We start from the raw sequence: 12,729 nt of genomic DNA on the forward strand, positions 1-12,729 counted from the left end.
TTGCAGGGAGGGGCGGGCCATCGAGGCCCGCCTTGTGGCATTACAGCACCACGCTTGGCAGCCACAGCGAGATGGCCGGAATGTAGGTCACCGCCATCAGTACCAGGAACAGTGCCAGGTAGAACGGCAGCAGCGCCTTGACCGTGGATTCGATACTGACCTTGCCGATCGCCGAACCGACGAACAGCACCGCACCCACCGGTGGGGTGATCAGGCCGATCCCCAGGTTGACCAGCATGATCATGCCGAAGTGCACCGGGTCCACACCGATGCCGGCGATCACCGGCAGCAGGATCGGCGTGAGGATCAGGATCAGCGGCGCCATGTCCATCACCGCGCCCAGCAGCAGCAACATGAAGTTGATGCACATCAGGATCACGTAGCGGTTGTCCGACAGGGTCAGGAACAGCGTGGTGATCTTCGACGGGATCTGCATCAGCGTCATGACGTAGCCGAAGCTTGCCGCAAAGCCGATCAGGATCATCACGATGGAGATGGTCCGCACCGTGCGGTGCATCAGCTTGGGCAGGTCGCGCCACTTGTAGTCGCGGTAGATGAACATGGTCACGAAGAACGACCAGACCACGGCGATCGCCGCCGATTCGGTGGCGGTAAATACCCCGGACAGAATGCCGCCGAGGATGATCACCATCGCCATCAGGCCCCACAGCGCTTCACCGGCGATCTTCATGGCCTGGCGCAGCGGGATCACTTCGCCCTTGGGGTAGTTGCGCTTTTTCGCGAAGATCAGGCACAGGCCCATCAGCACGGCGCTCATCAGCAGCCCGGGCATCACACCGGCCATGAACAGCGAGGCGATCGACACCGTGCCCCCGGCCGCCAGCGAGTACAGCACCGAGTTGTGGCTGGGCGGGGTGAGCAGGGCCTGCACCGAACCGCTGACGGTGACGGCGGTGGAGAACTCGCGCGGGTAGCCCTTGCGTTCCATCTCCGGGATCAGCACCGACCCGACCGAGGCGGTGTCGGCCACCGACGAACCGGAGATCGCGCCAAAGAAGGTCGACGCGGTGATATTGACCAGCGACAGGCCGCCGCGCACGAAGCCCACCAGCACCCCGGCGAACGCCACCAGCCGCCGCGACATGCCGCCTTCGGCCATGATCGCGCCGGCCAGCACGAAGAACGGAATGGCCAGCAGCGAGAACTTGTTAACCCCACTGGCCACCTGAATCATCATGGCCTGCAGCGGGATGTCGATCCACCACGCGCCGATCAGCGCCGACAGGCCCAGGGCATAGGCCACCGGCATGCCCAGCAGGATCAACGCGAGGAAGCTGCCTATCAGAATCAACGCATCCATCATGCCGCTCCTTCGTGTTCTTCGACGACGTCAAAGCGCATCACCTGGCGATGGCTCTGGTCGCCCAGGATGAGTTTTTCCAGCACGAACATCAGGGTGACGGCACCGCCGATCGGGATCGGCGCATAGGTCAGCCCCACCCGCACCGATGGCAGGGTGGCAAGGAACTGCTTCCAGGTGGTCACACACAGCTTGTAGCCGTACCAGGTCATGAACACGCACACCAGCAGCATCAGCAGCTGCACCAGCAGCGCCGCGGCCTTGCGTTGGGCCGGCGGCAAGCGGTCGGTGACCATCGCCACCGCCATGTGCGCACCAGCGCGGTAGCTGGCGGCGGCGCCGATGAAGGCGAACACCACCATCAGCAGGATCGCCACCGGCTCCGGCCAGCTGGAGCCGGTGCCCAGCACGTAACGGGCGAAGATGCCCCAAGGAATGATCAGCGTCATGGTCAGGATCGACAGGCCGGCAATCCAGATGCAGCAGCGGTACAGGGCGTCGTTCAGACGCAGGAATGAATTTTTCATAAGGCATCACCGAAGCTGCAGGACGGCGCGTGCAGCCCTGCAGGAGTCATCTGGGAACGGAACCGGGTTTACTGGACCTCGGCGATGCGCTTCATCAGGTCGGCGTACTGCGCACCGTACTTTTCCCGCACCGGGGCGGTGGCGTCGAAGAACGGCTTCTTGTCGACGCTGATGAATTCCACGCCCGCTGCCTTGAGCTTGGCTTCACTGGCCGCCGACTTGGCGTCCCACAGCGCCCGCTCTTCCATTTGCGCCTCGCGGGCGACGGTCTTGACCAGGGTCTGCTGCTCGGGGGTGAGTTTTTCCCAGGTGGTCTTGGACATCACCACCGGCTCCGGCAGGATCAGGTGGCCGGTCAGGGTGAAGTACTTGGCGCTCTGGTAGTGGTTGTGCTCCAGCAAGGTCGGCGGGTTGTTCTCGGCGCCGTCGATCACTCCGGTCTGCAGGGCGCTGAAGATTTCCCCGGTGTCCATGGCGATGCCGTTGCCGCCCATGGCGTTCATCATGTCGAGGAACAGCGGGTTGCCCTGTACGCGGATCTTCATGCCCTTGAGGTCTTCGATGCTGCGCACCGGTTTTTTCGTGTAGAGGCTGCGGGTGCCGCCGTCCATCCAGGCCAGGGCCACCAGGTTGAAGTCGGAGTTGGTGATCTTGTCGAGGATTTCCTGGCCGATCTCACCATCGATGACCTTGCGCATGTGCTCGTGGTCGCGGAACACGAACGGCATGTTGAACACGTTCACATCCGGCACCACCGGGCCGACGATGCCCAGGCTCACGCGGGTCATCTGCACGGCGCCGATCTGCGCCTGCTCGATCACTTCCTTTTCCGAACCCAGCACACCGCCGGCGAACATCTTGAAGGTGATCGCGCCGTTGCTGGCCGCTTCGAGTTTCTTGCCCATGTGTTCCTCGGCGACCACGGTCGGGTAGCCGCTGGGGTGGATCTCGGCGAACTTGATGTTCAGGGTGGCGGCCGAGACCGACATGGACAGGGCAAAGGGGAGGGCGGCCAGTAGCCACTTGTGCTTCAAGGTCATGAGGAAACTCCGGTGTTGTTATTGTCTGGTTTCGTTCGTGTGGGCAGTGCGGTAGAGCAGGCTCAGTTGCCCCAGGCAGGCTCCTCCAGGCCTTTGGCGCCTGGGTTCAGGGCGAACACGCCACCGGCCAGCGGCTGGTCGGCAAGGTCCACGCCTGCGGGGCGAATCGAGGTGACGAACAGCGTGTCCAGGCCAGGGCCGCCGAAGGCGCACATGGCCGGCTTCTTCACCGGTACCGGCAGCGAGCGGTCGAGCTTGCCGTCGGGGGTGAAGCGGTGCACCAGGCCTGCGTCGTTGCCGCAGATCCAGTAGCAGCCGTCCTGGTCGATGGCGGCGCCGTCGGGGCGGCCGGGGTAGTCGCGCATGTCGACGAACAGCCGGCGGTTGCTGGGGGTGCCGCTGTCGGTGTCGTAGTCGAAGGCCCAGATGGCCTGCACCTGGGGGTGCGAGTCGGACAGGTACATGCGCTTGCCATCGGGGCTGAAGGCCAGGCCGTTGGGCACGATCATGCCGTCTTGCTGCAGGTGCAGCGGCTGGCCCTCGCCGTCGTGGCGGTACAGCGCGCCGACCGTGGCGCCTTGCTGCATGTCCATCAGCATGGTGCCAGCCCAGAAACGGCCCTGGCGGTCGCAGCGCCCGTCGTTGAAACGCATGCCTTCACGAGCATGGGCCACGCTGGCCAGGGGGCGGCTGACCAGGGTGCCCTGGGCGGTGGGTTGCAGATGGAACAGGCCACTCTGCATGCCGGCGATCCAGCCGCCCGCGGGGCTGGCGCCGGGGGCGATGCAGGCGAGCATTTGATCGGCCTGCCAGCGCTGGTGCGCGCCATCCGCCAGCCGCCAGCGGTGCAACTGGCCGGCGGGAATATCGACCCAGTACAAGGCCTGTTCGCCGGGGTGCCATACCGGGCTTTCACCAGTGCCGTTGCGGGCGTCGAGAATCAGTTCTGCGTGCATGGACGGCCTCCTGGCCCTGGGTGGCTCAATCGAAGGGCCCGGCAGCGACGAAGGCGCCACCCTGGTAGACCATCGCCGGGTCATCGGCGGCCGGCATCGGCTGCGCCTGCACCTTGGCCTGGTACACCTCGGAGGAGTCCTTCGGCGCGTAGCCCAGGTGCGCGGCGTAGCGGTTGTCCCACCACTGCGTCGGGTTGGCCGAGGCACCATAGACCACGGTGTGGCCAACGTTCGGGGTGAACAGGCCGCGCTCGATCAGTTGGGTGAGGTCGTCATAGCTCAGCCACGAGCTGAGCATCCGCCGGTTCTGCGGCTCGGGGAACGACGAGCCGATGCGGATGCTGACGGTCTCGATGCCATAGCGGTCGAAGTAGAAGCTGGCGACGTCCTCGCCGTAGCACTTGGACAGCCCGTAGTAGCTGTCGGGCCGGCGCAGGGCATGGGCGTCGATGCGCTCGTCCTGTTTGTAGAAGCCGATGGTGTGGTTGGAGCTGGCGAAGATGATGCGCTTGACCCCGTGCTTGCGCGCCGCCTCGTAGATATGGAACACGCCGCAAATGTTGGGGCCGAGGATCTCCTCGAACGAGCGCTCCACCGACACGCCGCCGAAGTGGACGATGGCGTCCACCCCTTCGACCAGTGCCTGCACTGAAGCCTTGTCGGCCAGGTCGCAGTTCACCACCTCTTCGTGGGGGCCGCTGGCGGGCGCCATCGGGCTGATATCGGACAGGCGCAGCACCTCGGCGCAGCCCTGGAGGCGCTCGCGGAGCACCTGGCCCAGGCCTCCTGCGGCGCCAGTGAGGAGCAGGCGGTTGAAGCGGGTAGTGGTCATGGCAGGCTCGCAGTCGTCAATTGTTGTATGTTGTCGTATGACTTTAGGCGATTATCGACAGCGTTTCCGCTGCTTGTCAATCACTCACAGCAGCGACAGCGGGTAGTTGAAAATCAGGCGGTTCTCGTCGAATTCGTTGTTGCTGAAGCTGCGGCGGATGTTCGAGTTGCGCCACTTGATGCTCAGGTCCTTGAACGCCCCGCTCTGGATTACGTAGGCCAGCTCCGACTCACGCACCCATTCCTTGCCATCACGGATGGCGCCACTGTGCACGTCGTCGCCGCTGATGTAGCGGTTCATCAGGGTCAGCCCCGGCACACCGACGGTGACGAAGTTGAAGTCATGGCGCACCTGCCAGGAGCGCTCGTTGGCGTTGTCGAAACTGGCGTTGTAGCTGTCGTTGGCCAGGGTGCCGCCACTGGTGCCGTTGACCCGCATCCAGGTGTCGCCGCTGACCCTCTGCAGGCCGACGTAGAAGGTGTTGCCGCCCACCCGTGCCGAGAACATTCCCGAGTAGGTCTTGTTGTCCAGCTTGCCGGCGCGCTCGGCACCGTCTTCGCCGCCCTGGAAGTAACCGAGGTTGGCGCCCAGGGTCCAGTTGCCCAGTGGCTGGCTGTGGCTCAGCTGCAGATACTGCTGTTCGTAGACGTCCTTGAGTTGCGCGTTCCACAGGCCGATCAGGGTGCGGTCCTGGTTGAACTTGTACTCGCCGCCGGCGAAGTTGAAGCGGTCCGAGATGCCACGGCCGTAGCTCATGTCTTCCATGCTCGCATCGTTGCGCGGGCTGTTGCCGCGGAACTGGCCGCCGTAAAGGGTCAGGCCGGCGATTTCGCTGGAGGTGAGCTGGCCGCCGCGAAAGGTCTGCGGCAGCGAGCGACCATCGTCCGCCCGCAGGATCGGCAGCACCGGCATCCACTCACCGATCTTCAGTTCGGTCTTGGAGATGCGCGCCTTGCCCGCCACCGCCAGGCGGCCGAAGTCGTCGGCCGGGCGCCCGTCGTCGTGGCGGGGCAGCAGGCCGGTGCCATAGGTGCCGCCACCGCCGTCTAGCTTCACCGACCACAGCCCCAGCACATCCGCGCCGAAGCCGACCGGGCCCTCGGTGAAGCCGGAGCGGGCATCGAGGATGAAACTCTGGGTCCACTCTTCGGCCTTGCTCTGCGGGTTGCGCGGGTCGACGAAGTTGCGGTTGATGTAGAAGTTGCGCAGGCCCAGGGTGGCCTTGGCATCCTCGACGAAGCCGGCGGCCAGGCTGGCGCCAGGCAGGTTGCCGAGCAGGGCGGCGCCGAGCAGGGCGAAAGGCAGGGGTTGGCGGATGTTCATGGTTGTTGTGCTCCCGAATGTGAGGCAGCCGATTGCCGGGCACGCGCAAGCGGCCAACGGCAGGGGCGGGTCAGTTCAGCCCGTCAGGGCGTGAGGGGTCGAGCCAGAAGGCGCTAGGTAGTCAGGGCCTGCGGCAAGGGTTCGCCGGGGAGCGTTATCGGGAGACGGGTGTGCAGCGACGGGCGCGAGGTGCGCGAACGGAATGTTGGCATGGGACTCTTCACTGATTGTTGTTTTTGTTGTGTGTTGTCGTACAACTGTGACGATTATTATCAAGTGAGAATCGGCTTGTCAACGTTCCATGGGATTCAAGTGTGCTGGGTTGTACGATCCCTGTGAAGGAGCGACACAAGGCCGCTCCTACACAGAGCGTCTAAGGCATTTCCAGGGTTGGCAGCTCAATGGCAAGCGGTTCCAGCGCCTGCCGGGCACACTCGCCCAGCACCTTGAGCCCCTGGGCCAGCTCTGGCGACAGCGGCCTGCCCAGGCACAAGCGCAGCCCCGTGGTGGGCTGACCATCGGCGAAGAAAATCCCGCTGCCGGCGATGTGGTAGCCCCGCTCATGGGCCAATTGCTGAAGCAGGGCCATGTCGCTACCCGCCGGCAATTCAAGCCAGTGAATGAACCCGCCGCGCGGCGGCACGTAGACCGTGCCCGCCGGGAAGGCCGAACGCACCAGCCCGTGCATCGCCTCGTTCACCGTGGCCAGCTGCCCCCGCAGCCGGGCGCAGTGCTCGTCCATGTAGCCGCGCCCGATGAACTCGTTCAGCGCGCTTTGCGCCAGGCTCGACACCGCCAGGTTGCGCGAGAACATCTGCGCGAGGATGGCATCGCGGTACTTGCCGGCCACGCACCAGCCCACCCGGAAGCCCGGGGCGACGGTCTTGGAGAACGACGAGCAGTAGATGGTCTGCCCGGTGCTGTCATAGCTCTTGAGCGCGCGTGGCCGCTCGGTTTCCGGCACCAGGTCGAAGAAGATGTCGTCCTCGATGATCGGTACATCGGCCTCGCGGGCCAGTTGCGACAGCCTGGCGCGGGCCGCCTCGGGCATGATGAAGCCGCGCGGGTTCTGCAGGGTCGGGTTGAGGAAGATCACATCGACTTTTTCAAGCTTCAGCGCCTCTTCGAGGTGCTCCATGTCGATCCCGGTTTCCCCGTGGGTGCGCATGGGCAGCGCACGCATCCCCAGGCGCTCGATGGTCTGCAGGATGCCGTAGTAGGTGGGGGTTTCGATGGCCACCGTGGCGCCGCGCTGGGCCACGGCCTCCAGGGCCAGTTCCAGGGCGACGGTATCGCCGGAGGTCACCAGCACTTCATCCGGGCCGCAGACCACGCCCCGGGTCAGCATCAGCCCGGCAATGCGCCGGCGCAGCGCCGCATGCCCAGGTGGCGTCACCAGCCCGGCGATGGCCAGGTCGGCCTTGCTGGCCAGTGTGGCCATGCACTTGTTGAGCAGCACGTGGGGGGTGAGGTCGCCGTGCAGCACGGCCGAACTCAGCGACAGGGTGGTGCGGCTGGCCGCCTGGGAGAGCATGGCGACCACCGCGTGGTTGACGTTGACCGTGACGCTGGAGAAGTCGAAACGGCTGGCCGGGCTGGCGCGCCCCGCCGCCGACACGAAGTAGCCGACCCGCGGCTCGGTCAGCACATAGGCGTTGGCTTCGAGGTCGGCCAGGGCCCGCTGCACGGTGGTGATGCTGGTGTCGAACAGGCGGGCCAGGGTGCGGATCGACGGCAGCTTGGTTCGCGCCGGCCATTCACCGCTGTCGATCTGGCGGATGATCCAGTCCTTGACTCTCCGCCAGCGTTTATCAGGTGTTTCGAACCGATCCATGGGGTCTCTTGTCAGCTCAGGAATGACCTCCCAGAACATAAAGTAAAACCACCCCGGTTGCAGCAACGATGGCGATGTTCAGCGCCACCAGGCCGAAGGCGAAGCGGATCAGCCCGTGCTCTTCATCGCGGTTGGCGGCCGCCAGCCCGGTGATCAGCGACAGGATCGACAGCGAGCCCAGCGCACCATGCCCGGCGGCGCTGTTGACCATCGCCGCCAGCCACGGCCCGTAGTCGCTGCCCAGGGCGGCGATCGACGGCATCACCAGGGTGTTGCCGCCCACGTTGGAGCCGGTGACGTAGCCCGCGATACCCGCCAGCAGCGCCACGGTCGGCGCCAGCGAAATCCCCGACAGCGATTGCAGGGCGCGCTGCGCCTCGACCAAGAAGCCCGCGTTGACCATCACCTGCGACAGCAGCAGGAACAGGAAGATGGTCGCCACCGGGAACTTGGCGCGCTTGAGCAGCGAAGCCCACGGGAAGCTGCCGTCGGCGCGCTGACGCAGGGTCATCAGCACGGTGACGATCAGCAGCGCCAGCCCCGGCGAAGCCAGCGGCTTCCACGAAACATGCTCGCCCTTGATCACCCACACACCATCCCATCCCGACAGTACGAAAAGTGCGCGCGAGGCGACGATCACCCCCAGCAGCGCCAGGTACGGCCAGGCTGCCGCCGGCCAGCGCACCAGGCGCTTGCGCTGCAGGTACGAAATCACCAGGCCCACGGCGGCCACGGTCAGCCCCGCCAGCACCCCCGATACCTCAGGCCCGACAAAGCGGTTGATGCCGTACAGCACCGCGCTGAACAGCACCGATACCGCACACAAGCCCAGCCACGGCAGGGCGCTGCGAATGCCGGCCTGCCACAGGGCGATGCCCGCCAGCACCAGGAACACCGGCGCGCTGATCAGCGCCGAATGGCTGCCCAGCTCGTTGGCCGGCAGGTGGGTGAGCAAGCCGCCGATCACCGTGGCCAGGCCCAGGGTGCCCCACGGCATGATGACCATGCCGGCCAGGGCGATCTTCATCCCGGCCTGGCGCGAGAACAGCCCCATCAGCAGCGGCACGGTGGCGATCAGCGAGACGCCGAAGCCGGTCATCGCTTCCAGCAGCGGCGCCAACCCCAGCACGATGAAGATCACCTGCGCCGCTGGCTTCCAGCCCAGCTCGCGCACCCAGGCACCGATGGCCTGCGGCGCGCCGCCGCGCTCCACCAGAATGACGAAGGCCAGCCCCGGCACGATCACGCAGGCGGTGCTGAGGAACAGGATCATCGTGTCCTTGATGATCGCCGAGCTGGCGGCGGCCGACAGTGGCGCCGCGGCGCCCATGCCCCACAGCAGAAAGACCACCGCGACGCCGGCCAGCGCTGCCTGCACGGGCGGGCGACGCACCAGCAGGATCAGGGCGATCACCAGGCCGATGGGCGACATTTGCAACAAGAGAGCAGCCATGTGCTGTGTTCCTTAATCGTGGGTTTGACCGCTGTACTCGGTGGCGCGCATCGAGGGGCGGTCGCAGAAACGCTGGTACCAGGCGTTCAGGCGCGGGTGCTGGGCGAAGTCGCAAAGCTCGCGGAACACGATCCAGTCCAGGGCGGTGCCCAGGGCCACGTGGCCAACGTTCAGCGGGCCGTCGAGTTCGACTTGTTGTTCGAGGTAGCGGTACGACTCTTCGAGCTTGTACTTCTGGCCCTCGCCATAGGCCGGGTAGCGCAGGTGCGCCGGGCGGCGCTCGACTTCCCAGCGCAGCTTGATGCCGACATCGCACAGGCCCTGGGCCAGCGCCTGCAGGCGCAGGGCCTGGTAGCGCTCGGGGCCTTGCAGCGGGATCAGCTTCGGCCCCTGGTGCAAGGTGTCGAGGTAGTCGCAGATCACGATCGAGTCGAACAGCGCCTCGCCCTCGGGCAGCATCAGCACCGGCACCTTGCCCAGCGGGTTGGCCTGGTAGATGGTCTCGTTGCGGGTAGTCGGGCTGGTCTCGTGGTGGATCACCTCCAGGCGCTCGGCGAGCCCGAGCTCATGGGCCATCACCAGCACCTTGCGGGCGTAGGGCGAGTGGGTCTGGTAGTAGAGCTTCATGGGGCGGTCCCTGTGTCGAGGATGGCCGAGGCGGCCTTGTGGGCGTCGATGAACAGCCGCGACGGCGCGCCGGCCGAGGTGACGTAGTGGTTGTAGTAGCACGAGCCCTCGGCCAGCGGCCCGAGCACCCAGAGGTTGCGCACCGGTTCGCCGCTGCTGGCGCGCGGGTGGCAGGCCGCGTCGACATCGATGCCATCCAGGCCCGGCACATCGGTGCGTGGGCGGATCAGGCCAAGCCGCGCCAGGTCGCGCACCGGGGCGCAGTCGCTGTCGTGCACGCCGCTGCCCTGCACGTAACCGGCCACGCGCCGGTAAGGCTTGGCGGCTGGCACGGCGCCCGGCGGCAGGAAGGTCAGCAGCCCGGCGTCGCTGAGGGCCAGCAGGTCGGCGTGGCGCTCCTTCTGCGGCCCGGCCACCAGGCGGTTGATCGCCTTGTGCCAGCGGCCGTAGAACTGCCGGTGCGAAGCCTCGGTGAGGCCGTCGAAGTCGACTGCCTCGCGCAGCCGGTCACGCAGGTCGCGCCACACCTCGATGGCTGCCTTGGCCGGCGATTCGGCGCGGCCGATGCGGGCCTCGTGCAGGTCGGCCTCGATGGCGTCGTAGATCCACGCATGGTAGTTGTGCGCGTTCACCTGCGCCGGCAGGCTGTGCAGGATCAGCGCCTGCGGGTCGATGGCGCCGGACAGCGCCTCGTAGTGACGCAGCAGGCTTTCGCTCTCGCGGGTATCGGTGGGCGTTTGCAGGCTGACGGTGCGCAGTTGCTCCAGCACTTCACGGTGGCGCGCCGGGTCGGTCTTGGCGTGCAGCACCGCCATGCCGGCCGCGCGCATTTCCAGGAGCATGCGCGGCAGCACGTCACGCTCGAAGTCCAGCTGGCCGTTCGGCGCCTGCTGGCGCAGTGCATCGATGTGGGTGCTGGTGAGGAAGATCGGCTTGTGTCGTGGCGCCCGGGTCAGGCCATTGGGGCGCGCGCGGAACGGCAGGCCGTCACGCGACTGGATATAGATCACCGGCTCCTTGCCGGATGGGAAGTACACATGGCTGGAGTCGGCCATGCGGTGGTAGGCGCCACCGCGGCCAGCGGTCAGCGCCGCCAGGGTATCCATTGCCCCCAGGCCCAGCCCTTCGAGCAGCACGGCTTCGCCGGCGGCGATGCTGTCGAGGCTGCCCGGCAGCGGGTAGATATCACCCACCCGGCCTTCCTCGTCTGCCCGCACCCGCCCGGTATGGCCGACGGTCAGGATCAAGCGGTCCACGGTCACACAGTCGCCCGACGGCAGCTTGAGCTGGTAGGCCTGTTGCGCATCGGTGCGCAGGCCGACCACCGGGTGCGGGTGCAGGCGCACCGCCACCCAGGCCGGCGCGCTGCTCAGGATGCGCGAGAAAGCGTCGGCCAGGTAGGCGCCGAGCAGCCGGCGTGGGAGGAAGTCCTCTGGCTCCACCGCGCGCCCGTCGTCGGCCACCAGGCCGGTCTTCGGGTCGACCTTGACCCCCTTGGCTCGGCACCACTCCAGAAAGTCCGGGCCCGAGCGTTCGCGGGCATCGTGCAGGGTGCCGAAGGCCGCCGCGTCGGGGTACACCCCAAGTTGCCCGGCCACGGTGTTGAGCAGCAGGTAGTCCGGTTGGTTGGGCCAGTGGGCACCGGTGCCGAACACGTTGGGGTCGAAGATGTCGATCACCAACGGCTGTTGCGGGCGGGTTTCGGCGATGCTCAGCAGGCGCTCGAAGATCGACAGCCCGCGCGAGCCGCAGCCCACCAGGCCGATGTGCAGGGGCTTGCTCACCATCTGCGCTCCTCCCCGAAGAACGACGGCACGGCGACTGCCGAGCCTTGCTCGAGGGCCACGTCATGGATACGCCGGCCCAGGGCCAGGTCGAGGATGCCCATGCCGAACGGCGAATAGATCAGGGGTTTGTCACGGTTCACCTGCAGTTCGCCGCGCAGGATCTGCGCCACGGTGCCGGTGACGAAATCGCGGTGGCCGAAGCGCTGCTCTGCCAGGTGCGGTGAGGTGTTGGCCTTGAGGCAGTGGCTGACGTCGTCGAAGTAGTTGTAGCTGGCGGCGACGATGCCGGCATCGATGTCGCGCAGCGAGATGTTCAGCACGATCTGGCCTGGGCGGAAGGTGTCGTCGCCGCTGACGTAGGGGGTGCCGGCGCTGGTGGCGAACACCACGATATCGGCCTTGAGCGCTTCTTCCAGCGACCACAGTTGCACCTGCGGCAGGCCCAGTTGCTCACCGAAACCGGCCAGTGCCTCGGCCGACTCGCGGTTGAGGTCATGCACGCCGACCTGGTCGAACGACCAGTCGTCGCCGATGAAGGTGTCGAGGATGTTGCGGGCGATCACGCCGCCGCCAATGATCGACAGGCTGCCGGCGCGCTTGTGTTTGTCATTGAGCAGCCAGGCGCCCAGCACGGCCGAGGCGGCGGTGCGCACGGCGCTGATCAGCGCGCCTTCGAGCAGCGCGTAGGGGTAGCCGGTTTGTGGGTCGTTGAGGATCAGTACCGCCGAGGCCCGTGGGATGCCGGCGTGGATGTTGTCCGGGTAGCTGGCGATCCACTTGATGCCCGATACCGACTGTTCGCCCTGTTTGTCGACGATCGCCGCCGGCAGGGCAATGATGCGGTTGGCCGGCTCTTCGGGGAAACGCAGGAAGTAGCTGTCCGGGTTGACGGTTTCGCCGCGCTCGTGGGTGAGGTAGGTCTGCGCGACCACCTCGATGGCCTCCTGGCGCATGCCGGCAAGGATGTCCTTGACGGTGGCGCCGGGGATCACGTGGAACGGGGGAATCGAAGCTTGTGCGGTCATGACT

At 66.4% G+C, this 12,729-nt stretch carries 11 protein-coding genes; all 11 read right to left on the reverse strand.

Annotated elements, in window-relative coordinates:
• Window positions 1-40: 40 nt before the first annotated feature.
• The 11 genes from EJA05_RS06485 to sbnB all read right to left on the reverse strand — a co-directional run bounded on the left by EJA05_RS06485 (window position 41) and on the right by sbnB (window position 12,725).
• Window positions 41-1,321 (reverse strand): TRAP transporter large permease, encoded by a 1,281-nt coding sequence (locus EJA05_RS06485; protein ID WP_125857695.1) that lies wholly within the window; start codon window positions 1,319-1,321, stop codon window positions 41-43.
• Window positions 1,321-1,848 carry a TRAP transporter small permease gene (locus tag EJA05_RS06490; protein ID WP_125857696.1) on the reverse strand — a complete coding sequence of 176 codons (528 nt, stop codon included), beginning with the start codon at window positions 1,846-1,848 and terminating at the stop codon, window positions 1,321-1,323. The genes EJA05_RS06485 and EJA05_RS06490 overlap by 1 nt, the downstream gene beginning before the upstream one ends.
• A gap of 68 nt (window positions 1,849-1,916) precedes the next feature.
• The gene (locus tag EJA05_RS06495) at window positions 1,917-2,888 is read right to left on the reverse strand and encodes a TRAP transporter substrate-binding protein (RefSeq protein ID WP_125462943.1); all 972 of its coding nucleotides are present in this window, start codon (window positions 2,886-2,888) and stop codon (window positions 1,917-1,919) included.
• A 62-nt stretch (window positions 2,889-2,950) separates the two neighbouring features.
• Entirely contained in the window at window positions 2,951-3,844 is an 894-nt protein-coding gene (locus EJA05_RS06500; RefSeq protein ID WP_125857697.1) for a glucurono-1,5-lactonase, read from the reverse strand.
• 25 nt (window positions 3,845-3,869) lie between these two features.
• Window positions 3,870-4,676 carry an NAD-dependent epimerase/dehydratase family protein gene (locus tag EJA05_RS06505; RefSeq protein ID WP_125462945.1) on the reverse strand — a complete coding sequence of 269 codons (807 nt, stop codon included), beginning with the start codon at window positions 4,674-4,676 and terminating at the stop codon, window positions 3,870-3,872.
• Window positions 4,677-4,760: 84 nt separating this feature from the next.
• On the reverse strand, window positions 4,761-5,999 hold the full coding sequence (locus tag EJA05_RS06510; RefSeq protein ID WP_125857698.1) for an OprD family porin: 1,239 nt from the start codon (window positions 5,997-5,999) through the stop codon (window positions 4,761-4,763).
• Window positions 6,000-6,372: 373 nt separating this feature from the next.
• A complete protein-coding gene (locus tag EJA05_RS06515) occupies window positions 6,373-7,833 on the reverse strand; it encodes an aminotransferase-like domain-containing protein (protein ID WP_125857699.1) in 1,461 nt (486 codons plus the stop codon).
• Between the two features lie 16 nt (window positions 7,834-7,849).
• Window positions 7,850-9,286: an L-lactate permease gene (locus EJA05_RS06520; RefSeq protein ID WP_110996412.1), complete on the reverse strand. Its 1,437-nt coding sequence runs from the start codon at window positions 9,284-9,286 to the stop codon at window positions 7,850-7,852.
• Between the two features lie 12 nt (window positions 9,287-9,298).
• Window positions 9,299-9,913, reverse strand: a complete 615-nt coding sequence (locus EJA05_RS06525; RefSeq protein ID WP_125462949.1) for a glutathione S-transferase family protein — start codon at window positions 9,911-9,913, stop codon at window positions 9,299-9,301.
• Complete coding sequence (locus tag EJA05_RS06530; protein ID WP_125857700.1) at window positions 9,910-11,700, reverse strand: FAD/NAD(P)-binding protein; 1,791 nt, start codon at window positions 11,698-11,700, stop codon at window positions 9,910-9,912. Before EJA05_RS06530 ends, EJA05_RS06525 begins: the two co-directional genes overlap by 4 nt.
• Window positions 11,694-12,725, reverse strand: a complete 1,032-nt coding sequence (gene sbnB / locus EJA05_RS28640) for a 2,3-diaminopropionate biosynthesis protein SbnB (RefSeq protein ID WP_323808597.1) — start codon at window positions 12,723-12,725, stop codon at window positions 11,694-11,696. The genes EJA05_RS06530 and sbnB overlap by 7 nt, the downstream gene beginning before the upstream one ends.
• Window positions 12,726-12,729: the final 4 nt, after the last annotated feature.

The organism is Pseudomonas oryziphila (assembly GCF_003940825.1).
Lineage (GTDB): Bacteria > Pseudomonadota > Gammaproteobacteria > Pseudomonadales > Pseudomonadaceae > Aquipseudomonas > Aquipseudomonas sichuanensis.